The organism is Shewanella sp. SM21, from assembly GCF_025654335.1.
In the GTDB taxonomy this organism is placed as follows: domain Bacteria; phylum Pseudomonadota; class Gammaproteobacteria; order Enterobacterales; family Shewanellaceae; genus Shewanella; species Shewanella oncorhynchi.
In genome coordinates this window covers 30,224-52,626 of sequence record NZ_JAKKRL010000022.1, presented here as the reverse complement: position 1 = coordinate 52,626, position 22,403 = coordinate 30,224, and the positions used below count along the sequence as shown (strand labels likewise).

Here is a 22,403-nt window from a genome sequence, read left to right as displayed (position 1 = left end):
CTAAAGACCGTGCTCCAATGACCGAACTCTTTAGGTAAATCTCGCCAAGGGATACCTGTTCTAAGGCGGTAAAGAATACCTTCGAATGTTTGTCTATGTTCAGGTTTGTCATAAACACGGCCTGTGCTTTTCATTAAATGAAATAGCTTTTCCCAGCGTGCATCGGTTAGCATAAGTCTTGGCATGGCTTGAGGTTATGGTTACTTTTGGCGAAGCAAATTATAACGTCTTGCCATGCTGTCTAAAAATTACTCTCGAAAGATCAACAGACCCTAAAAGTAGTTTATTTGTATCCATAACAGAACATCCTCAAAACGGAGATTGTAGGCAAATCAACAAGATCTAACTTCGCAGGAAGACTCAGAATTTGCAAACCTTTTAGTTTGCAAAGCGTAAATAATCCCAGTCACAACCTAAATGAAGGCCCTTACCATTCCCTAAAATGAAAAAGGATATTCAACCCATTATCTGTCCAGAGTAGACTAAGATAACCAGTAAACTCCAACCGAAAATCCCTAAAAGCATCTATAGTTAAAGAAAAATATGAAGTAAAAGAATGATATTTGATCCCCAAGCCTTATTACTCATCAAGTTTATTTGCCTGCTTACTAGCACGGCTGCCGTCGCATGGGGACTCATTGCACAACCTTTAAAAATTGCCACTCAAGCCAGTATGCGCTTTTCTCTGGCGAACTTGTTCGTCCTCCTTGGCATAATACTCAACAGCCAACGCACCGAAGCCTCCAGTTACTTTTTTTGGTTCTGCTCGGATATGGCGATTTTATTTGGCTTCATTCTAGCGCGTTGGGGAACGAAGGCGCTTTTTAGACTCAAGCCCAGCGTAAAATCGGATCTTATTCTTTTAGCACTCACCGCTGGTGTGATGCTTTTGGTTCCACCTAATTTCAGCTCCGAACGCATTTTGGCCATCGCATTCTCAGCCTGCGCCGCGCTCATTTTCGCCATGTTAACTCGAGATAACTATCTTGCCATCAAACGCGATACGGGAAATCGAGTTGCCATCGCTATGGCCATGCCCTTAGTCGCCATGGTGGGTATTTTTATCATTCGTATCTTTATCGCCTTACTCTCTCCCGAAGAAAGTCCGATGTTTATCGCCATGCACACGCAAGAAGCCATACCTGTGCTTTGGTTCTATGTATTTCTGGCCCTATTGATCAATATCGTGATGATAGGTAATGCCATGACGCGGCTTGTCAGTAAAATCCGCATGTTAGCGGAGCGGGACCAACTCACAGGCCTGTGGAATCGCCGTGCTATGCATAAGTTTTTAAACAATATCCATCAACGCTGGCTGCGGGATAAAGTACCTTACAGTATGATTTTATTGGATCTTGATCATTTTAAAGATATCAACGATCAATACGGGCACGATGCGGGCGATCTCGCCCTGCTGACGGCGGCGAGACTGTTTGGGTCGGTATTGCGAGAAAATGACGCCCTATGTCGTCACGGTGGAGAGGAGTTTCTGGTGATTTTACCCGCGACTGATGCACCCGCGGCCAGAGTCGTCGCCGAGAAATTGCATCAAGTACTTAAGGACAATTCATTTATCTGGCAAGGTGTTACGATAAAAATTCATGCCAGTTTAGGTTACGCCACGATTTATCAAGGATGCCAACCTGACAAACTACTCATTCAAGCAGACCAAGCTATGTACCGCGCAAAATCTGAGGGTCGAGACCGTATTTGCCAAGCTTGCTAGGCTTTTGCAACATAACGCTGCAAAGATTAATCTCCTTTCGCAGGCCAAGCCAAAGTATCGGGCTCACGCCATGAAACTAGCGCCTCAGTGACACCTTCAGCGTCAAAATGCTCACCTTGAGTCGGCAAATCCCGATAAGCGTAATCACGCCAACCTGTCACGTCATCACCATAGCGAAAATGCAGACAATAGGCATGCAGATAACACCGATCCGCTGCCCCACCGCCGTATAAATCATCCCCTAAAATGGGTACACCTAAACTCGCCAAGGCAACTCTTAATTGATGGGTTTTACCTGAGTGGGGTTTAAGCAAATATAAACGCAACCCCTCACCAACACTCAAGGAGAAAAACTGCGTAATCGCTGGATTCTCTTTAGTCCGCAGTAACTTAAACATGCTACGACGCGACTTTGCCATGTCACCAATCACCCAGCCTTGCTTCTTCTTCGGCTTGCCTTTCGCGAGGGCGAGGTAATATTTCTGCACTTTATGAGCGGTAAACAGCTCAGTAAATTGCTTGGCGGCGACCGCGCTCTTAGCCAGAATCAACAGACCGGACGTGGGTGTATCGAGTCGATGAACAGCAAAAAGCTTAATCCCTAAATCTTGCTCAGCCTGCGCCACCACGCCTGCAGTCCCATCCTGACTGTGGAAATGCACTTTGGCTGATTTGGAAATAACAATAAAATCAGCCTCATCGGCTATGATTCGATACATGGAGTACTCGGCGTTGTAATGCGGATCATCGACTTAAAACTGAATAGTGACGACTAAGCCAGGATGATTATCCGTGAGATTAATTTTGGCATTGTGCCGTGAGAGAATCGCTTTGACCATAGATAATCCTAAACCAGTGCCCTGTAAATGCCGGCTAGGGTCGAGGCGCACTAAACGTTCGAACACTCTTTCTTTACTCTCGTCTGGAATACCAGGGCCATTATCGCGGATCTGAATTTGTGGGCCTGACTGAATAATCTCAATCCGCGCACCTTGGCCAGAATACTTCATCGCATTATCGACAAGATTATATAAGGCTTGGAATAATAAGTATTTGTCCCCAAAAACCTTATGATCTGTCAGTAGCGATAAACTCAAGGTTTGCTCGTTAGATTCAGCCACAGCATCGGCCATATCCAATAAGTCAGTACACAGTTGCGCTAGGCTTAGCTCCTGCAAATCGAGTGTCTGCTGACCTTCTTCGATACGCGTGAGCGATAACATGGCATCAAATGTCGCTAAACAATGATCGAGCTCCTCGGTCAAAATGGCGCAACCTTCGCTAATCTCATTGCTCGACTTACTCGCTAACTCTTCAATACCAATACGGATATGTGACAGTGGAGTACGTAAATCATGGGCGATATTATCGGTCGCACCACGCACTGCCATCAGGTTATTTTCGAGAATATCCAGCACATTATTAAACTGCAGCGCCAACATATCGAACTCATCCTGACGCCAACTCAAGGGTAAGCGGGTGTCATAGTGACCGCGTTCAATCTGTTCACTCAAGCGGTTGTATTGCACTAATCGACGTAAAATCGCCTTAGAAAACAGATAGCCGAGCGCTAAAGTCAACACTACGGTAAGCATGACAGCCGTCGCGGCGGCACTGATAAACTTATCAATTAACGTCGCTAAGTTATCGGTACGGGTCGCAATCAACACTGGGCCGTAGCGGGTCATCACTAGGCCGCCAGTAAGAATATGCAGCTTATCCGGGCCACCGGTTAAGATAGGAAAATCCCGCGTTTGCGGCAGCATGGGCATGCCTTCGGGCATAAAGCTCAAGGCACCGACCATATCGTAGCTATTACGCCAAGCGATCAGGGCCGTTTGTGGATCGGCGGCGCGGATTTGAGCGGCAAAACTACGGCGATCAACCGTTAGGGCAAGTTGCTGATAACGTTGGGTCTCTGACTCTAAATATTGAGTCACTTGATACTGCTGCTCGATGATCAACTGCCGATAGAGGGCAAATAGCAACGCCCCGATGATCACTATCACTAAGGTCGAAAAAACGATTGTGATGCGCCAGGCGCTGCTTTGGTAAGGCTTAATGCCTTTGTCGTAAGCGATAACCCGCTCCCCTCACGGTTTCGATAAGCTCGCCATGGCCTAACTCTTCAAATTTACGGCGTAATTTTGCGATATGCACATCGATGACGTTCGTGCGCGGATCGAAGTGATAATCCCACACTGCTTCGAACAATAAGGTGCGGCTAATAACTTGATTAGCATGTTCCATCAGATACTTAAGTAACTGGAACTCTTTTGGCTGTAGCATCAACTCCTGCCCGTCTAAAGTGACATTACGGGTCAGTAACTCCATCTTCAAACCACCAACAACGAGATCAGTTGTCACAGGCACAGATTGCCCACGGTGCATCAGTTTTTCAGCGCGAACTAATAACTCGGAGAAAGCAAACGGCTTAGTCATATAGTCGTCGCCACCTGCCCGCAAGCCTTTTACTCGCTCATCGACGTGCGCTAAAGCGGATAAAATCAGCACTGGTGTTTGATTACCCGTAGCCCTTAAGGCGGCCAGCAATTTTAAGCCATCGAGTTGAGGTAACATGCGGTCGAGGATCACGAGATCGTACTGACTACTCGTCGCAAGTGACAGGCCTTGATGGCCATCGCTCGCCGTTTCGATATTGTGGCCCTGCTCAAGAAATCCTTTGACGATGTAATCAATCGTCGTCGCATCATCTTCAACTAAAAGTATTTTCATCTGTATGTTGCGCTCCTCAATCTTAAGCACTCGTGTGAGCACTCGATTGACTTAGATATTTCAATCCCACTTGAGTAAAGGTAACGGTCGTAAATTTTCGACATCAAAGGCCAACTTAAACTTACCCGTATCGTCTAACAGCTTAAGTTCTAAGTAACTGATACCTAAGTCGTGGTCTAACTTTGCTTCGGTTAAGAAGGCTTTATGATCTTTAGTGGCCTTAATGATTAGACCTGAAAAGGTTTGATCTTTTGCCGCGATCATACGCGTTGCCTCAACCTCACCCAGATCATCGGCGCTTACTTTACTCGCCTTTTGTTTCAGTAACTTACCATCACGGGCACGATATTCAAACCGCGTTATAGAGTTTGCTAAAGGATTAATCAACTCAAATTGATAGACTAATTCACCCTCTTGCTCTTCCATATGAAATTCGGCAATCACACCGGAGAACCCTTTTTCAATCTGCTGCATAACGCTCAACGGCGGTACATAGTCTCCACCCGCAAACATCGAATACATGCTCTGAGCCGCCGTTGCGACACCAGATACCAACATGAATCCTAGCAACCATAGTCTCATGGCCCCTCCATATAAATCAGCTAAGTTTGTATCTTATGAGACAATCAGTTAGAAGTCGATGGACCTATTGCGCCTGTATGCAATTCCAAGCTAATCCCTCACAATTTACCACTGGATATAGCATCACACTGTGTCAGCGTTAACTCTGGTTCGGCCATCAATTGATCTGAAATCCAACGTCAACAGAACCTAAATCGCTGATAAGCCAAACACTCAATCATTTTGTGGCTAATGTGCTAAGTCTACCTAATACCAACTTAAACGCCGATGGAAACAAGATTAAGCTTTGATCATCTGGGGATTTTTAAACATGACATTTTCAGTGATAACCCTCAATTTCGCCATTTAGAATCAAGAGGATTGAATTTTAGCGGGTATTTTAGTCTATCTGTGTCATTAAAAAGTGGGATTGGCAAATAAATCGCCCTCGACTAAAGTCAGATAACTTAGCGTCAGGTAACGGTATTTTTAAATCGGAGCGAAAATGAAACCAGTCATGCGATGGATAAGCTTAAGCTTGTTATTAATAGCAGCATTAAGCGCTTATGCCTATGGCAGCGCCACCAGTGTATTGGTGTTCATCATCTTAGGCATGCTATTGGAAGGGACATTTTGGATTGGATTGCTGGGTAAAAAACGTCATTAGAGTGCGATATCACGTTATTCCAAAATATGAATTTGTTCGGATTTGAGTGCCACTGTGGTTTGCATTCCTTTTGTGAGTGCAAGTTTTTGGGCAAAATGCAGCGAGACTTCGGTGTTAAGTTGTAACTGAGTACCTGTGATATAGCAGATAAGCCGGACCGATTCGCCCATCACCAGCATAGCGTCGATAGTGACATCTAACTTATTAAAGCTGCGGCATAAACGCCCTTTGGAAATCGAATTAAACCGAATACCTTGGTTGGGGATAACCCAACGAACTCGACTTCCCACAGGGCGATCTTTGCCATAGTCGCAGGCAATTAACTGTTCGCCAAACTTAAGCCAAGTGAGGTCTTTTGTGCTGTCTTGAAACACCACTTCACCGTCGAAAATATTCCTTAGCCCCATCTGCCGCGCCACCGCTTCATTGCGAGGCCGCGACAACACCTCGAAAGGTGCGCCCTGCTGTAGCATCTTCCCTTGGCTGATCAAAATCATCGAATCGGCTAGCAACAAAGCTTCATTTAAGTCATGGGTAACCATGATCACTGGGCAGAGTAACTGCTCTTTGAGGCGCGCCAGTTCGAGATATAAACGCTCGCGGGTTTCCCTGTCTACCGCCGAAAAAGGCTCATCGAGTAATAATACTGAAGGTTCGCGGGCAAGTGCCCGGGCAAGCGCGACCCGCTGACGCTGACCGCCCGATAAATGCGCTGGCAATCTATCGGGTAGGCCTTGTAGGTTGACTCGCTCAAGCCAATCTTTCGCGCGTACAATGCGCTCAGATTTAGGGATATGGTCAAGTCCAGCGACTACGTTTTCCAAGGCAGTGAGATTCGGAAATAAGCCAAAATGCTGCGGCATATAACCGATATGGCGTTGCTGCGGGCTTAAGGCGATGCGCGCTTTATCATCAAACCAAGGCCGTTCGCCAAAATGGATTTGGCCCGTATCGGGATGATTTAATCCAGCGATCATCCGTAGCAAGGTCGTTTTGCCACCGCCAGACGGCCCCACCACAGCGAGCACTTCGCCAGCTTTACAACGAAAATCAGCGTTGAGTTTAATGTATTTATGGTTTTGGATCTGACACTGCAGATCAGCGATGATTTGCGCCACGCTGACCTCCTAAACGCCGTGATAAACTGGTAGTCAGCGCCAAAGCCGTTACCGCAAACAGTAATAACACTAATGACATAGTGCCTGCGGCATTAAAATCGAAGGCTTGCACACTGTCGTAGATAGAAATAGAAATTGTCTTAGTCTCGCCAGCGATATTGCCGCCCATCATCAACACAACGCCAAACTCGCCGAGCACATGGGAGAAACACAACACCAGCGCGGTTAGCACACCCGGCCACACCATAGGCAATTCAATCTTAAGCAATATTTTAAGTCGGCTCATGCCACAACAAGCTGCGGCATCGCGGACATCATTAGGTACAGTTTCAAAGGCGCGTTGTATCGGCTGCACTGCGAAGGGAATATTAACTAAAACGGAGGCGATAACCAGACCAGAAAAGTGAAACACGAGCTGCTGGCCAGTCAGTTGCTCTATCCATTGTCCGAGCCAACTCTGACTACCGAGCCCCACCAGCAAGTAATAGCCAATCACAGTCGGCGGTAACACTAAGGGCACCATGATCAGCGCTTCGACCCAAGATTTACCGACAAATTGGCGGTAGGCCAAAGCTCGCCCCGCGAGTATCGCAAGGGGGATCAGCACCAATACTGTGATGCTGCTGAGTTTGACCGATAACCACAGCGCCTGCCAATCCATTGGAATCCTTAACTTACTGGCAAACCAAAACCGTATTGAGTGAATACGGCGCGGGCGGCGTCTGACTGTAGATATTGGTAGAAACGCTCGGCGGTTGAGCTAGCCTTAGGCATTAACGCCATACGTTGATTCAGCGGACCATGGAGATCTGAGGGCAGAGCTAAATAATGACCGAGGGCCTGAAACTGCGGCGCAATTGCCAGTGATAAAGGAATAATTCCGCCTTGAGTAGAGCCGCTGATCGCAAACTGCGCCGCTTGGGAGGCGTTTTCGCCTAAGATCAACTTAGTTTGTAGCTCATCCCATAAACCGAGTTTTTTCAATAACTCTCGGGCGCGTTCACCGTAGGGTGCATGGTCAGGATTGGCAATCGCAAAACGCTCTAGCTGACCCGCGGCCATTAATGCTTTTAGGCCATTGAGTTCGATATCTAGTGCGAGCGGTGAATTTTTAGGGGCGACTAAGGCTAAACGGCCAACGGCATACTGCACGCCCTCGCCTTGGGTAAAACCGACTTTGTTCAGCTCGGCAATATAACGCTCATCGGCGCTCAGCAGCATTTCAAACGGCGCACCGTGTTGAATTTGCGCGACAAAATTTCCCGATGAACCATAAGAGACCCGTACTTTGAGACCCGTTTCTGCGGTGAAGTTTTTAACAATGTCATCCAAGGCAAACTTGATATTAGCCGCCGCGGCGATGGCAGGAATCGGCGCATTATCCACTGCGCGACTGGTCGATGGTACAACTGCTAAGCAAAACAGTAATACAAAACTAAGGGAGTGGAAGAAACGGGTCAAACTCTGCATTGGGTCACCTCAGTGCCGTGTTCGCGTTCATGTAGAGCTAGCAAGCTGCCTTGCCACTGCGCGTATTTTTGCTGTAATTAATCTTTGTGTTGCCACAGTTTGGCAGCTTGTTCATCGGCATCTTTCGCCTCAACCCAACTTTTACCTTGCTCGCCCGCTTCTAATTTCCAGAATGGCGCCTTGGTTTTTAGGAAGTCGATTAAGAATTCACAGGCCGCGAAGGCGGCTTTGCGATGGGCGCTGGTTACGCCGATAAATACAATTTGCTCACCTAAGGCCATAGTGCCCACGCGGTGAATCACAGTGACTTTGTTCAGTGGCCAGCGACTGCGCGCCTCGACAACGATTTGTTCTAGCACGGCTTCTGTCATGCCAGGATAGTGCTCTAAGGTTAAGTCAGTCACGGCGGCGCCATCATTAAAATCACGCACTTTACCGACGAAAGTGACTACGGCACCATCGCTATCATCTTGAGCCAACTGCCGATATTCGTCGGTCACACTAAAATCGACTTCTTGCACTCGAACTGCGGGTAATAAGCGCATATTAACCTCCGGTAACGGGTGGGAAAAAGGCGACTTCATCACCATCGTTTACAGGCGTATCCCATTGACTGATGGTCTGATTTACCGCTACCAGCAATTTGTCTGAGGTTAATACTTTAGCCCATTTATCGTCGGTGGCGGCCAGCGTCGCACGTAACGCTTCAGCGGTTTGTGTCTGCTCGCTCGCCTCTAGGCTTAATTTAGCTGTGCCCAATAATTCTCGAACTTGAGCAAAAAACAACACGTTAATCATAATCTTCTCTCGTTTTTGATCCGCTTAACTGACTCACCAATAGCGCGTCAGACTTAAGCTTGGACAGCTTCGCTCACTTGGTAATCTGCCGAGTGGCTAAAGCCTATTCTGTCAGGCTAAACCTTAAAATGTCCCGATTTGCCGCCACGTTTTTCTAGCAAACGGACTTGGGAGATCACCATATCTTTTTGCACGGCCTTGCACATGTCATAGATAGTTAACGCCGCCACTGAAGCTGCAGTTAACGCTTCCATCTCTACGCCCGTTTTGCCGGATAACTTGCACAGGCTAGTAATACGCACGCGGTTATGTTCAGGTTGTGCCTCTAAATCGACTTCAACTTTCGTTAGCATCAGCGGATGGCAGAGAGGGATAAGGTCTGAGGTTTTTTTCGCGGCTTGAATGCCCGCAATACGCGCGGTCGCAAACACATCCCCCTTGTGGTGGCTGCCACTCATGATCATCTCGAGTGTCGTGCTCGCCATCTCAATAAAAGCTTCTGCACGGGCTTCGCGCTCAGTAACGGCCTTTTCAGTTACATCGACCATATGGGCATTGCCATCGGCATTAATATGAGTAAATACATTGCTCATCGGAGCGATCCTTTAATTGAGGTCAAAACAGGGTACAAGGGAAATTGAGCTTTTACTCGCGCTAAATTGGCTATAGCCACAGACCTAAAATCAGGTCTAGCCGCCAATAGAGGCAAGATGCTGAGTGACACCTGTGATGCCTTGATGCAAGTAATGGGTTTCTTTCTTCTGGGCTAATTGACCGTGCAGACGCTCAATTAATTCCGCTTGCTGGTTAGAATGCTGTAGCAGATCACGTAAATCGACACCGGATTCCGTAAAGAGGCACAAGTGCAATTTACCCTTAGCAGATACCCGTAAACGGTTACAGGTAGCACAAAAATTATTGGCATAGGGCATGATCAAGCCGATACGGCCCTGATAATCGCTGCGGCTGAAATTTTGGGCTGGACCATCGGAGGCGCTTGGCGTATCTAATTGCCAGCTATCTGCCAGTAACTGCGCTTTGATGTCAGCGCCCGCTAGATGATGTGCTTCAAAATACTCACGACCAAGACCCGTTTCCATCAGCTCGATAAAACGCAGGTCGATTGGCGTGTGTTTAATCCAGTGTAAAAAACGTGGCAAATCTTTATCGTTTAAGCCTTTAAGCAGTACGGCGTTGATTTTTACTCGCTCGAAACCTGCTGACAAGGCGGCATCAATCCCCCGCATCACTTCATCAAACTTATTTTCGCCAGTGATCTGGTAAAACATTTTGGGATCTAAACTATCCACGGACACATTGATACGACGCAAGCCAGCATCGAACCATTCTTTGGCATGCTTTTCGAGTCGATATCCATTAGTGGTCGTCGCAATAGTATGAATGCGCGGGTTATCAGCGACGACACGAATGATGTCGGTAAAGTCTTTACGCAGGGTAGGTTCACCGCCTGTAATGCGGATTTTTTGGGTGCCGACTTGGCTAAATGCGGAGACTAAGTTTTCTATCTCATTGAGAGATAAGAATTTTGGTTTACCTTCAGGATGATAACCATCAGGGAGGCAGTAACTGCATTTGAAGTTACAAACGTCAGTGACTGACATCCGTAAATAGTGAAATTTTCGACCAAAGCTGTCTTGTAATTGAGACATGATCACCTTTCCAAGTGTGGGAGGTGAGAGCATTTCTTATCCCACCCCGGTGGCATTATTACCACGGCTACACCTCCATATCTTTCGACTTAGGCAGGCAAGCTCGGAGAACCGTCGTCGGTGATTATAGGCCGAAAGTACTCACTAGCTATACCCCTAAACAGGTATTTATTAACCTAGATCACGCTAGCGTGAATAATCTGTGACAGTCCTCACCTAAAGATTTGTATTGAATTAGACTAAACAGCAGCTTAATCCACTGTGACCTTATCTTATTTTCAGGTAAGGTGGTGCAAGCAATAAAACGCCCGTTTACAAACTACAACACTCGATAAAAATCGGGGAAACGTGAAGGAAGAGGTGAACTGATGGAACGCGAATCAATGGAATTCGATGTTGTTATCGTCGGTGCTGGTCCAGCTGGCTTGGCCACGGCATGTCGATTAATGCAAATATCACAGGATTCAGGTAAAGAAATTACCGTCTGTGTGGTAGAAAAAGGCTCAGAAGTGGGCGCGCATATTCTGTCAGGCGCTGTGTTCGAGACAAAAGTGCTAGACGAGCTATTCAGTGACTGGCGCGAAAAAGATGCTCCAATAAAAACCGCTGTCACCCACGACGAAATTTACCTACTCAGCTCAGCCACCGACGGCAGAGTCATGCCTAATGCTTTTGTGCCAAAAACCATGCACAACGACGGCAATTTTATTATCAGCGTCGGTAATCTATCCCGCTGGCTTGCCAATCGCGCAGAAGAACTCGGTGTCGAAATATTCCCCGGCTTTGCCACCAGTGAACTACTATTTAACGCCGATAACAGCGTTAAAGGTATTTTGATTGGCGATATGGGAGTGGGTGCCGATGGCGAACCCAAAGACAGCTTTATGCCAGGCATGGAGTTGCACGCTAAATATACCGTTTTCTCCGAGGGTTGCCGCGGCCACTTAGGCAAGCAACTTATCGAAAAATACCATTTAGATAATGGTAAAACACCACAGCATTACGGTTTAGGCTTCAAAGAAATTTGGAAAGTCCCCGCCGAACAACACGAACAAGGCAAAGTCGTTCACACTGGTGGCTGGCCATTAACCGAGGGCGCATCGGGTGGCGGCTTCCTTTATCACATGGAAGATAACCAAATTGCGGTCGGCCTTATTATTGATTTGAACTACAAAAATCCGCATCTGAGCCCATTTGACGAATTCCAGCGCTATAAAACCCACCCTGTGATTGCTAAGTATTTAACGGGTGGCGAACGCCTTAGTTATGGCGCACGCGCGATTACTAAAGGCGGCTTAAACTCGCTACCTAAGATGAGTTTTCCTGGCGGTCTTATCATAGGCTGCAACGCGGGTACGTTGAACTTTGCTAAAATCAAAGGCACTCACACTGCGATGAAGAGCGGGATTGTTGCAGCAGAAACCTTAGGTAAAGCCATGATGGCAGGGGTTGAAGGCGGTAAAGATCTCGACTGTTACCAAACCCACCTTGAAGAAAGCTGGCTATACGAAGAATTGCATAAATCCCGCAACTTTGGTCCAGCGATGCACAAATTTGGTACCTATTTAGGCGGCGCATTCAACTATATAGATCAAAACTGGTTTGGCGGAAAGTTCCCTATCACACTGCGTGATGAGCACCCAGACTATGCGCAAATGGCACCTGTGAGCGCTTACAGCAAGATTGATTATCCAAAACCCGATGGCAAGCTTAGCTTCGATAAACTGTCCTCAGTGTATCTGTCGAGCACTTATCATGAGGAAGATCAGCCCTGCCATTTACGTCTCAAGGACAGCAGCATTCCACTGGGCATTAACTTGACTCAGTTTAATGAGCCAGCACAGCGTTATTGCCCAGCCGGCGTGTATGAAATCGTCGAAGAGGCGGGTCAGCCCAAATTTGTGATCAATGCGCAAAACTGCATTCACTGCAAAACCTGCGACATTAAAGATCCTAGCCAAAATATCACTTGGGTTACGCCAGAAGGCGGTGGTGGTCCTAACTACCCCAATATGTAACTTGTCACCAATAAATGTTAATAGCGGCGCTCAATGGAGCGCCTTTTTTTCACCTTTGAAACAAACATCTCACTTTTTTGCTTGCCCTTATCTACGACATTGGCCACAATTGCCACACATAAAAGAGTTCGTTTTCAATCATCATCCCATTTCCATCTATACTCTACATAATTAGATCTACTGCAAGACCAACGGGTTAGGCCAAATAAATGTTTTATACGCTGTTTTATTCGGCATTCGGCCTAGACTAAGGTTAACTTTTCACATTCCTGTCCGATAATCTTTTACCGTACAAGAGTGCGTTGACCGATAACGCAAAACAGTCCAACACAGGCATATTGATATTTATGATATTTAATAACCTCACCATTAAGCAGAAAATTCTGTTAACAGTGACATTTGCAGTACTGCTGTCGACCATACTCGTCGGCGTATTAAGCCAACGTAGCGCTAAAAATGTCGTACAACAACGGATGTTAGGTTCGGAACTGCCGAGTTTGATGATGCAGATCCGCAATAAGATCGATCTCGACATCTCCACTTTAATGAATGCCGCAGAGCAATTGGCCAGCAGCCGCATGTTACTCCAATGGCTCGAAGATGGCAGACCACAGGCCCAAGAAACCCAAGTGGTTGCCCAACTGAAAGACATCACGCGTCAATATAAGCTAGCGCAAGCCTCCTACGCCGACAGACAAACTGCCGCCTACTACACTCAGGATGGATTTTTGCGCGTGCTAACCCCAGCGCAGGATGGCTGGTTTTTTGGTTACCGAGACAGTGGCCAAGAACGTATGTTAAACGTATTCACTGAGGCCAACGGCGAAGTCAAACTCTTCATCAACTACCAGCAACCTAATGGTCGCGGCTTAGTCGGGCTTGCTAAATCACTCGATGACATGGTGCGTTTGCTGAGCTCGTTTAAGATTGAAGAAACCGGTTTAGTCTACTTAGTGGATGCTAAAGGTGAGGTAAAACTCCACCCAGATACGAGCCAAATTGGTAAGAGCAGCCTAAGCAACTTATACAAGGATGCGAGTTCAAGCTCATTATTAAACCGCAGCGATTTCAATCTGATCAATACCAAAATCAATGGCGAAAACATGCTGGTTGCCAGTAGTTATATCGCATCTATGGATTGGTACTTAGTCGCACAGGTGCCAGAGGCCGAAGTATTCGCACTATTAACCGAAGCGGCTTATCAGATCTTAATCTGGACGCTAATCATTGCAGCGGGCTTTATTGTTCTCGCCATCGTGGTGGCAGGTTCTGTGAGTCGTCCTATTGCACAAGTTGCCGCTATGTTCCACGACATAGGCGAAGGTGAAGGTGACTTACGCCAACGTCTACCTGTCAATGGTGAAGATGAAATTGCGCAACTCGCCAAGGGATTTAACAGCTTTATCAGCAAGATACAGGAATCTGTCATCGAAGTGGCACAAACCAGCGAACAGCTCGGTTTCTCGGCTAAGGATGTGTCGAATCAGGCACAGCAAACCTTAGAAGACAGCCACGAGCAGAAAGATCGCACTATGATGGTGGTAACGGCCATTAATGAAATGGGCGCGACGGTTAACGAAATTGCCAGTAATGCCGCCCAAGCTGCGGTTGCCGCCAGAGATGCAGATACTGAAGCCAGCAGCGGCCAAGTTGTGGTAACCCGTGCCCGCGATACCATTAACCAATTGTCGAAAGACGTTGGCCAAGTGGGTGAAGTGATTGAGTCCCTCGCGACCCACACTAAATCCATCGGTGGTATTTTAGATGTGATCCGCGCTATCTCTGAGCAGACTAACTTGTTAGCCCTCAACGCGGCCATTGAAGCAGCACGTGCCGGCGAAGCTGGACGCGGATTTGCTGTCGTAGCCGATGAAGTGCGTAACTTAGCCTCACGCACAGCAGCATCGACCAATGAAGTGCAAGGCATGATCGACAAGCTGCAATCGGAAGCCAGCCGCGCGGTTAATGCGATGGCCCAGAGTCGTACCCGCTCCCACGAAGGCGTTGTGGCCGTCGATGAAGCCAGTAAATCGTTAATTGGCATTAGCGATCGCATTGGTCTTATCAGCGACATGAACATCCAAGTTGCTGCGGCAACGGAAGAACAATCCACAGTTGTGGAGGACATCAACCGTAACGTCACTGAAATCAATGACATTACTCAACGTACTGCCAATACTGCACAAGCGGCGGCACAGGCGAGTTTAGCCTTGAATCAACTGTCACACCGCTTAGATACCTTAGTGGCCAAGTTTAAGGTGTAAAACCTTAAAACTTACGCCATAAAAAACGCCTTAGATGTTTCCATCTAAGGCGTTTTTCTTTAACTCGCAGAGGTAATTAATCCATAGCAATAAATTTAATCGTTAATGGATAGCGATACACTTTACCTTCGCTGGCCTTAATAATCGCCAGCACAGTGCACACCAAATCGAATATGCCGAGTATGGCTAAAAAGATGAAACCAATGCCGACCAAAGCTAATACGCCACTGATAATCACATAAATCAACAGGCTCAATTTAAAGTTCAAACAACTACGGCCACATTGATCGACAAATGCGGACTCTTCACGCTTCATCAGCCAAATGATCAAAGGACCAAGAATAGAGCCCAACGGCACTAAGTATCCAATAAAACTTGAGGCGTATACCAGTAAGCCAAAATCTTTATCACTTTTTGTAACGGGTTCAATCATAGGTCATCCCTGTTTTATCATTTTGAATATAAAGCCTTATTTTCCACTCGGCCCATATAAACGCATTTGCCAATCTTCTACTGTCTGTAATGCTAAGCGGCGTTGTAGGCTATTAACCCAACTCAGCGCTAATCCCTCGCAGGAAGCTAAACGATCATAGGCACTGGCATTAAACGTTGGCGAGAAATAGAGTGACATGGCCTCGGCAACACTGATATCAGTACGACGCTCAACTAATTCAATCCTATCGTTTAACTGAATAATCCCTGGGGTTAAGATTCTATAAAACCAACCACATAATTGGCTTTGCTGCATGGCGAGTGCGAATTCTCTGTGGCCAAATTGCAGATTCAATTTAAAACAAGGTGAACGCGGCTGAGTCACTTGCACTTTTACTGCGCCAATTTGCAAGATATCGCCAATATTGACTTGAGTTTCGTTCAGTCCAACTGTGCTAATGTTCTCTCCCATGCTGGGCGCATCTTCGAGCTGGGTGATTAAGTCCCAACGACGATATTGGCCGTAGTGCTCGCGGGGGAAATGATGTAGCACGCGATCAAGGCCGCCATGGTGTTTTGGATCGGCCTGCGCGTCCCCTTCAACATGGTCGATATGCACTAACAGTTGTTGAGCCGCTTGCTTACCATCAATCCCCGTAGCAACACCGGACATTTCTTGAAGATGGGTTCCTAAGTACAATCCAGACAATTTATTAATCAACAACTTTGACATCTGCAACTCCAAATCAATGACCTATCGCGCATTACTGTCAGAGTGTAAACCGCGATACGCCAATAACACAATCAACCCGCGCCATAACCCACAAAGGTAGGCTAAACATTGCTGCCAAGAAGAACCGAGTAAAGTCTATGAATGATTTAACACCACTTGATTTCGGCCCGCTTCTTTTGCCTGATACAAGGCCAGATCGGCACGTTTGATAAGGTCCTCCGCAGGCTCTTGCACTTGATGCTCAGCAACACCAATACTGGCAGTAATAGAAATGTGTAATCCATTCACTTTAATTTCCCGCTGGGAAATGAGGTCACGGATCTGTTCTGCCAGTTCTGCCGCTCGGGATAAATCCATCTCAGGAAGTAAAATTAAAAACTCCTCACCGCCCCAGCGACATAAAATATCCTGTTGTTGTAGTAAGCCACGCAGCATATTAGTCATGGTTTTTAATACTAAGTCACCAATCCCATGCCCATAACTGTCGTTCACTTTTTTAAAGTGGTCGATATCCAGCAAGAGTATTGAAATCGGCGATTGTGTCAGCTTAGCTTTATCTAACGCCTGCCTAAAGTACTCATCAAACACCTGACGGTTAGCGGCGCCAGTGAGCTTATCAGTAGACGCCATAATTTCTAGTTTGCGCTGATAACGACCTAAGGTCATGTTGGAGATGAATAAAATACCTAGGGTCACCATTAGGCTTAACGCCAAATTACCCCAAAACGTATTTAACAGTTCCCGCTCTTGTGGCGCATCCTCCTGCTCAACAATCAAATACCACTTAAACTCAGGAACTAAGCGACTATTGAGATAAACCGTTTTCCCGTTTTTCTGATAGCTGAAGGCGGCACTTGGGCTGGTTAAAATACGCGTAGCCAAATTATCAAGCCCTACGTTCGTTTGCAGCGAATCCGTACCGTCATATTGATCGCCATGCAAAGTGACATTACCTTGCCGATCGGTAAAGAACACTCGGCGGTTATAACGCTTTTGATATAACTCAATTAAGGCTTTAACCTTTTCAACCGCCAACCCCACACCGGTAACACCAATAAATTTCCCTTCAAAATCAAAAACTTTATAGTTAACAAATACGGTTGTCTTACTGCGGTCTGCCGTATCGGCATCAATATTGACCTCATAATGTTCAGATTCAGGTAAAGAACGCACTCGAAAATACCAAGCATCGTCAGGCTCTACATCTTGGATTTGTTTTAAAATGCCCGTGGAATGGTAATAATTTCGACTTTTCTCAGACACAAAAAAGCTAGTGACTGTACCGTATTTCTCTTGGATTTCCTTAAGGTAACGAATGAGTTTTTCGGGCTCTTGCTCATGACTTAAGGTCCAATCCCGAACAAAGGTATCCTGCGCCATCAAGGATGAAATAAAGATGGGTCGTAACAAATCCTGTTGAATTTCTGAATAAATATTGTCACTTGTGAGCGGTAAGGTATTGCTCTCTATTTGCTGGCTCAGTGAATCATGAGCCACTTTGTAACTGATACCGCTGGTCACTAAAAAGGCGACCAAAAGCAAAACAGACAGAAGCCAAATAAATTTATTTTTATCATTCCAAGCGTTATTGCCCATTCTCAACTCCAAAGACTACAGAACACCTTGAGTGGCTTATTATTTTAATTTAACGATAACTATTTTAGTTGAATAAATGTTAACGCAATTGTGCCATGGCCGCACAAGATTTCTGTCGTATTGGCGTTCTACGATGGAATAACTTTATTTTGAGCAAAAAAATGCCTCGTTGGGGAAACGAGGCAAAAAACATACTAACCAATAAATGGGAGAAAAGTACAAGAAAACGTTAAGGGACAAGCTATGCGCCACAAGACATACTCTAGCAAGGACGTATGACAAAAAGATGACTCAAACTGGTCGCCCGCAGATTTTCATGCGATTTGCTTCGCCTCTAAATACTGTTTTAGTGCCTCACCCGGAATAGAACTATCAGTTGCCACCGCAAATGCCGCCCAAATCGCCCCTTCTGCCATGGCCTCAGTAATCGACTGGCCGATGCAGAGACTGTGGATCAACCCTGCCGCATAGGCATCACCCGCGCCTGTGGTATCAACAACTGTGGCAGGGATAGCAGCAACATGCTGCACTTGATCATGCGTGTAAACCTTAGCCCCATTGATACCATCGGTGACAATAAAGTAACGCAGACAATCGCCACCAATGCTTTTGCCATATTCCCAAGATGCGCCATCACAACGCCCCTGAATATCACTCATGGAGGCCAATAAAATATGACAAGGTCTCTGTCTGTCGTCCTTGGCTAATTGCGCGACCACAAGACAATGTTCTAAAGCTGTTTTTGCCCAGCTGACAGAGCCTTCAGCGGAAGTATTAAAATACAACGCGTCCCATGGCTGCCATTTCGGCGGTACAGATAATTCAAATATGGGTCTTTGTGGCCGAATAATGGTGCGCTCGCCGTCTGGCGTCATTACAAGCAGCATTTCGCATGTATTGCCGGTGCGGCGCTGCACTAAGCGACAATCGAGCCCTTGCGTACTGGCTTCTGCAATGAGCCAATCCCCCATGTCATCACGGCCCACTTGACTCACCAGCGCGACGCTATGCCCAGCCCAGACTAAACCTAATCCGGTATTTGCCCCACCGCCGCCGAGCCTTTGGCCGCCATCTTGATAATGGAAACGTCCACCTGTTTTTAAAGGTTTATCAAGCAGTAAGATCCGATCACAGTTGAGATTGGCAACTAACAGAATATTAGCCATTACAAGGCTCCAAAGGGCAAAAAAGCATCAAGGCCAGAAGATAAAAACAAAGAAATATCAATCTAGAGCAAAATGCTCACAGGCACAATCCAATCATCGAGATAGAAACACTATAAGGATATGGCAGCGCCTTGATGTAAGCATTTGTCCCGAAGAAGATGAGGAAAACAGTTATCCACTCATACGGTATAACATAGCTGTGAACTCTAACACTTTGTTTAAAATCGATTTATAGAAAAGATAACGTCTCAGGACAAAAAGAAGCGTAACCATTTTGAAGCCGACTCGATTAATTATCAGTAGACATAGTTAAAATGCATGCTGGATACATATATTAAATTTATGAATGGAATCAAACAAGAATACCAATAACTTGCTGAACAAGTAAAAGTGCAGTCAACCTCGGATCCCGAGCGCTAACTGCACTTTGCCATCTAGTTACTCACGATAAACCTTCAATTACTTTATTGGCGTCAATGGTGATAAAGACGCAAATTGTACTGCTAATGTCCAATCTGTAATGACCATATCTGAAGGCTGCCAACTGTCATCAACCCACTCATAAACCAAGCCAGGGTTTTCCTCTGCGTTGACTAACAAACGCCGTCCATCTTGCAACACAAGCGTATAATCGAGCCCCTGCGCATCGACACTTTCAATGTCCCCCAAGACATTGTGCTTAATGGCCGAAATAGTTCCGGTTGCCTTAACGGCATCGTTTTCCTTTGCACCGCTGTAAAACTTTAACGCCTCGTTTGCGGCAGTCTTGTGAAAAACAAACTCCTCAGTCACACCCACTACGATCGACGGATCAAGCTCATACCAGGCGGGTATCCATAATGCGTTAATTGTCATCCCGTTATATCCTGCATAATAATTTTACGGACGGGATCATTCTGCCTTAACCCCGACAGAGAAAATACTCTTCAGGGATAAAATAATTTTAATCCCTGTAAGGGATAGCATCACTAAATTGAGCGCATCACTTTCTTTGTAAGATAATTCCAAACCAAAGGGTCATACCTGAGATGCTTTAAGCTCCAGCACTGATGTTGGACCCAATTGGTCTTTCTGTTAGTTTGTAAAACACTTTGCCTCAAACCGACACATTAAGCTGACAAAGTGATCCTGAGCTCAGTAATCGCGTATAGAGTCACACACGATAGATTAATCTTCCCATGCTTGCACCGCAGGCCGATAAATACGGAGTTTACTTGTCTATGGATAAGCCCATAACGCAACCCCCTCAAACCCTTAAGCTCATTGGTGAAACTGAGGCCGGAAAGCGTCAAGAGCTTAAGCAATACTTTAATCAGACATGGGCTTTATACGAGTCTCTGTTTGATTTGATCCAAGAAGATAGCGCCTATTACCTCAAAGCTGAGCCGCTGCGCCATCCGTTAATATTTTACTTTGGCCATACGGCCACTTTCTATATCAACAAACTCAAACTCGGTAAATTTCTCGATGAACGAGTAAACGACAACTTCGAATCCATGTTCGCCATTGGTGTCGATGAGATGTCTTGGGATGATTTGAACGAACAACATTATCCGTGGCCGGATGTGGCAGAGGTGCGCAGCTATCGCCAACAAGTTAATGCTGTCGTCAATCGTGTTATCGATGAAATGCCTCTAGCGTTACCTATCACTCAAAATAGCCCAGCTTGGATCATTTTGATGGGCATTGAACATGAGCGTATTCATTTAGAAACCTCATCGGTGATCATCCGCCAACTGCCGCTGGAATATGTCGCGCCCAACCACCTCTGGCCCGCGTGCCAAGACACCGCCCCTGCCGAGACCAACAGTTTATTGGCTGTAAAAGGGCAAAAAGTGACCTTAGGCAAAACTGAACAAGACCAAACCTACGGTTGGGATAATGAATACGGCCATAAAATATTTAACGTTAACGACTTTAAGGCTGCTAAATTCTTAGTCTCGAATCAAGAGTATCTCGCATTCGTCGAGGCTGGCGGCTATCGCTCACCCCAATTTTGGAATGAAGAAGGCCAAGCTTGGCTTGCCTATACCCAAGCACAAATGCCGCGTTTTTGGCGCTTAAGACAAGATAAATGGTGGCAACGTAACTTAGCAGAAGAAATCCCGCTGCCATTAAACTGGCCTGTTGAAGTGAATCAACTCGAAGCTAAGGCCTTCTGTAATTGGAAAGCCGAACAAAAGCAAAGCAATATACGTCTATTAACTGAAGCTGAGTGGTACATCTTACGTGAGAATGTGCCCGCCGATGCGCCCGATTGGCATGAAGTGCCGGGCAATATTGCTTTGGCTTATTACGCCTCTTCTTGCCCAGTGAATCGCTTCGAACATAATGGCTTTTTCGATATTGTCGGTAATGTTTGGCAATGGACAGAAACCGCAATCGACGGTTTTGACGGCTTCGCCGTACACCCACTTTACGATGATTTCTCCACCCCAACCTTCGATGGCAAACATAATCTCATCAAAGGCGGCTCGTGGATCTCTACGGGTAATGAGGCAATTGCTTCATCACGCTATGCGTTTCGTCGACATTTTTATCAACACGCGGGCTTTCGCTATGTGGAATCCACCCAAAATCCAGCTCAAATGGCCGAGGTCAATGTGTACGAAACGGATGAACTGATTTCCCAATACCTTGAATTCCACTATGGCGCCGAATATTTCGGGGTTGCTAACTTCTGCGTCAATGGTGTGCAGCAAGCGCTGAGTGAAATTCAATTGACTCATACAGCTAAAGCCCTCGATATCGGCTGCTCCGTTGGTCGCGCGAGTTTCGAACTGGCAAAAATGTTTGATCATGTTGATGGTATCGACTTCTCGGCGCGCTTTATTCAACAGGCCTATGCGCTGACAGAACAAGGTGAAAAACGTTACACCATACGTACCGAAGGCGACTTACAGGAATTTAAGAGTGCGAGTCTCGCGAAACTGGGATATGAGCTTGAGGCGAAAAAGGTCAACTTTATGCAAGGTGATGCCTGTAATTTAAAGCCCATCTACACAGGTTATGATTTGGTTTATGCCTCAAATCTTATCGACAGGTTAAACGAGCCTAAGCACTTTTTAACCAGTATTGCCCAGCGGATTAATCAAGGTGGATACCTTGTGGTTGCCTCGCCATACACTTGGCTTGAAGATTATACGCCCAAGGATAAATGGTTAGGTGGCGTTAAAGTCAAAGGAGAGAACTTCACCACCTTAGATGGCTTGACCGAAACCTTGATCGGCCAATTTGAGCTGGTCGCAGTGAAAGAAATTCCCTTCGTGATCCGCGAGACTAAACGTAAATTCCAACATTCCATCTCAGAAATGACAATTTGGCGTAAACGTTAATGCTCACTCATGGGATAACCAACTGAAGTCCTGATAAAAATATCCGCCAGAAATCCATTTCTGGCGGATGTGTAACATCCAGCTCAGTCACATTTACAGCACCAACTAAGGTG

Annotated in this window: 22 protein-coding genes and 1 riboswitch; of the genes, 5 read left to right on the top strand and 17 right to left on the bottom strand. The window is 46.2% G+C overall.

Annotated features, from left to right (window positions below; all coding sequences use genetic code 11):
* A partial coding sequence (locus L5L94_RS21015; protein WP_263164954.1) for a transposase occupies nucleotides 1-185 on the bottom strand: 185 nt, incomplete at its 3' end.
* 371 nt (nucleotides 186-556) lie between these two features.
* On the opposite strand from L5L94_RS21015, the gene L5L94_RS21010 reads away from it, so the two are divergent.
* Nucleotides 557-1,726 (top strand): GGDEF domain-containing protein, encoded by a 1,170-nt coding sequence (locus tag L5L94_RS21010; protein ID WP_263140820.1) that lies wholly within the window; start codon nucleotides 557-559, stop codon nucleotides 1,724-1,726.
* A gap of 26 nt (nucleotides 1,727-1,752) precedes the next feature.
* Here L5L94_RS21010 and L5L94_RS21005 read toward each other — a convergent pair whose 3' ends face one another.
* Genes L5L94_RS21005 through L5L94_RS20990 form a run of 4 tightly spaced genes read right to left on the bottom strand, consistent with a single transcriptional unit; the run spans nucleotide 1,753 to nucleotide 5,044 of the window.
* Nucleotides 1,753-2,445 (bottom strand): TIGR01621 family pseudouridine synthase, encoded by a 693-nt coding sequence (locus L5L94_RS21005; RefSeq protein ID WP_263164952.1) that lies wholly within the window; start codon nucleotides 2,443-2,445, stop codon nucleotides 1,753-1,755.
* A gap of 33 nt (nucleotides 2,446-2,478) precedes the next feature.
* Nucleotides 2,479-3,735 carry a sensor histidine kinase gene (locus L5L94_RS21000; protein WP_263164950.1) on the bottom strand — a complete coding sequence of 419 codons (1,257 nt, stop codon included), beginning with the start codon at nucleotides 3,733-3,735 and terminating at the stop codon, nucleotides 2,479-2,481.
* A gap of 49 nt (nucleotides 3,736-3,784) precedes the next feature.
* Nucleotides 3,785-4,462 carry a response regulator transcription factor gene (locus tag L5L94_RS20995; RefSeq protein WP_006079763.1) on the bottom strand — a complete coding sequence of 226 codons (678 nt, stop codon included), beginning with the start codon at nucleotides 4,460-4,462 and terminating at the stop codon, nucleotides 3,785-3,787.
* A 60-nt stretch (nucleotides 4,463-4,522) separates the two neighbouring features.
* Nucleotides 4,523-5,044 carry a hypothetical protein gene (locus tag L5L94_RS20990; RefSeq protein ID WP_131524044.1) on the bottom strand — a complete coding sequence of 174 codons (522 nt, stop codon included), beginning with the start codon at nucleotides 5,042-5,044 and terminating at the stop codon, nucleotides 4,523-4,525.
* A 484-nt stretch (nucleotides 5,045-5,528) separates the two neighbouring features.
* Here L5L94_RS20990 and L5L94_RS20985 point away from each other — a divergent pair, with 484 nt between their 5' ends.
* On the top strand, nucleotides 5,529-5,690 hold the full coding sequence (locus L5L94_RS20985; RefSeq protein WP_263164948.1) for a hypothetical protein: 162 nt from the start codon (nucleotides 5,529-5,531) through the stop codon (nucleotides 5,688-5,690).
* Between the two features lie 14 nt (nucleotides 5,691-5,704).
* Here L5L94_RS20985 and L5L94_RS20980 read toward each other — a convergent pair whose 3' ends face one another.
* The 7 genes from L5L94_RS20980 to moaA all read right to left on the bottom strand — a co-directional run bounded on the left by L5L94_RS20980 (nucleotide 5,705) and on the right by moaA (nucleotide 10,746).
* Nucleotides 5,705-6,808, bottom strand: coding sequence for an ABC transporter ATP-binding protein (locus L5L94_RS20980; protein ID WP_263164946.1), 1,104 nt, complete (start codon nucleotides 6,806-6,808; stop codon nucleotides 5,705-5,707).
* Nucleotides 6,789-7,469 carry a molybdate ABC transporter permease subunit gene (modB, locus tag L5L94_RS20975; RefSeq protein ID WP_263164944.1) on the bottom strand — a complete coding sequence of 227 codons (681 nt, stop codon included), beginning with the start codon at nucleotides 7,467-7,469 and terminating at the stop codon, nucleotides 6,789-6,791. The genes L5L94_RS20980 and modB overlap by 20 nt, the downstream gene beginning before the upstream one ends.
* Nucleotides 7,470-7,477: 8 nt before the next feature.
* Nucleotides 7,478-8,278, bottom strand: a complete 801-nt coding sequence (modA, locus tag L5L94_RS20970; RefSeq protein ID WP_263164942.1) for a molybdate ABC transporter substrate-binding protein — start codon at nucleotides 8,276-8,278, stop codon at nucleotides 7,478-7,480.
* 77 nt (nucleotides 8,279-8,355) lie between these two features.
* Complete coding sequence (gene moaE / locus L5L94_RS20965) at nucleotides 8,356-8,823, bottom strand: molybdopterin synthase catalytic subunit MoaE (RefSeq protein WP_006079757.1); 468 nt, start codon at nucleotides 8,821-8,823, stop codon at nucleotides 8,356-8,358.
* A gap of 1 nt (nucleotide 8,824) precedes the next feature.
* Nucleotides 8,825-9,076: a molybdopterin synthase sulfur carrier subunit gene (gene moaD / locus L5L94_RS20960; protein WP_006079756.1), complete on the bottom strand. Its 252-nt coding sequence runs from the start codon at nucleotides 9,074-9,076 to the stop codon at nucleotides 8,825-8,827.
* A 116-nt stretch (nucleotides 9,077-9,192) separates the two neighbouring features.
* Complete coding sequence (gene moaC / locus L5L94_RS20955) at nucleotides 9,193-9,669, bottom strand: cyclic pyranopterin monophosphate synthase MoaC (RefSeq protein ID WP_006079755.1); 477 nt, start codon at nucleotides 9,667-9,669, stop codon at nucleotides 9,193-9,195.
* A gap of 96 nt (nucleotides 9,670-9,765) precedes the next feature.
* On the bottom strand, nucleotides 9,766-10,746 hold the full coding sequence (gene moaA, locus L5L94_RS20950) for a GTP 3',8-cyclase MoaA (RefSeq protein ID WP_263164940.1): 981 nt from the start codon (nucleotides 10,744-10,746) through the stop codon (nucleotides 9,766-9,768).
* A riboswitch (molybdenum cofactor riboswitch) is annotated at nucleotides 10,734-10,867 on the bottom strand. (Overlaps the previous gene by 13 nt.)
* Nucleotides 10,868-11,114: 247 nt before the next feature.
* Here moaA and L5L94_RS20945 point away from each other — a divergent pair.
* The gene (locus tag L5L94_RS20945) at nucleotides 11,115-12,764 is read left to right on the top strand and encodes an electron transfer flavoprotein-ubiquinone oxidoreductase (protein ID WP_263164939.1); all 1,650 of its coding nucleotides are present in this window, start codon (nucleotides 11,115-11,117) and stop codon (nucleotides 12,762-12,764) included.
* Between the two features lie 347 nt (nucleotides 12,765-13,111).
* On the top strand, nucleotides 13,112-15,028 hold the full coding sequence (locus L5L94_RS20940; protein WP_105251080.1) for a methyl-accepting chemotaxis protein: 1,917 nt from the start codon (nucleotides 13,112-13,114) through the stop codon (nucleotides 15,026-15,028).
* A 76-nt stretch (nucleotides 15,029-15,104) separates the two neighbouring features.
* Here L5L94_RS20940 and L5L94_RS20935 read toward each other — a convergent pair whose 3' ends face one another.
* The 5 genes from L5L94_RS20935 to L5L94_RS20915 form a co-directional block, all read right to left on the bottom strand.
* Nucleotides 15,105-15,461: a DUF4870 domain-containing protein gene (locus L5L94_RS20935; RefSeq protein WP_105251079.1), complete on the bottom strand. Its 357-nt coding sequence runs from the start codon at nucleotides 15,459-15,461 to the stop codon at nucleotides 15,105-15,107.
* A 36-nt stretch (nucleotides 15,462-15,497) separates the two neighbouring features.
* Nucleotides 15,498-16,193: an MOSC domain-containing protein gene (locus L5L94_RS20930; RefSeq protein ID WP_198572493.1), complete on the bottom strand. Its 696-nt coding sequence runs from the start codon at nucleotides 16,191-16,193 to the stop codon at nucleotides 15,498-15,500.
* 135 nt (nucleotides 16,194-16,328) lie between these two features.
* Nucleotides 16,329-17,789, bottom strand: coding sequence for a diguanylate cyclase (locus tag L5L94_RS20925; protein WP_105251077.1), 1,461 nt, complete (start codon nucleotides 17,787-17,789; stop codon nucleotides 16,329-16,331).
* 314 nt (nucleotides 17,790-18,103) lie between these two features.
* Nucleotides 18,104-18,955, bottom strand: a complete 852-nt coding sequence (locus tag L5L94_RS20920) for a PfkB family carbohydrate kinase (RefSeq protein ID WP_263147868.1) — start codon at nucleotides 18,953-18,955, stop codon at nucleotides 18,104-18,106.
* Between the two features lie 459 nt (nucleotides 18,956-19,414).
* Nucleotides 19,415-19,810 (bottom strand): hypothetical protein, encoded by a 396-nt coding sequence (locus L5L94_RS20915; RefSeq protein WP_105251074.1) that lies wholly within the window; start codon nucleotides 19,808-19,810, stop codon nucleotides 19,415-19,417.
* 365 nt (nucleotides 19,811-20,175) lie between these two features.
* Between L5L94_RS20915 and ovoA the strand changes: the two genes are divergently transcribed.
* The gene (ovoA, locus tag L5L94_RS20910; RefSeq protein ID WP_263164937.1) at nucleotides 20,176-22,290 is read left to right on the top strand and encodes a 5-histidylcysteine sulfoxide synthase; all 2,115 of its coding nucleotides are present in this window, start codon (nucleotides 20,176-20,178) and stop codon (nucleotides 22,288-22,290) included.
* Nucleotides 22,291-22,403: the final 113 nt, after the last annotated feature.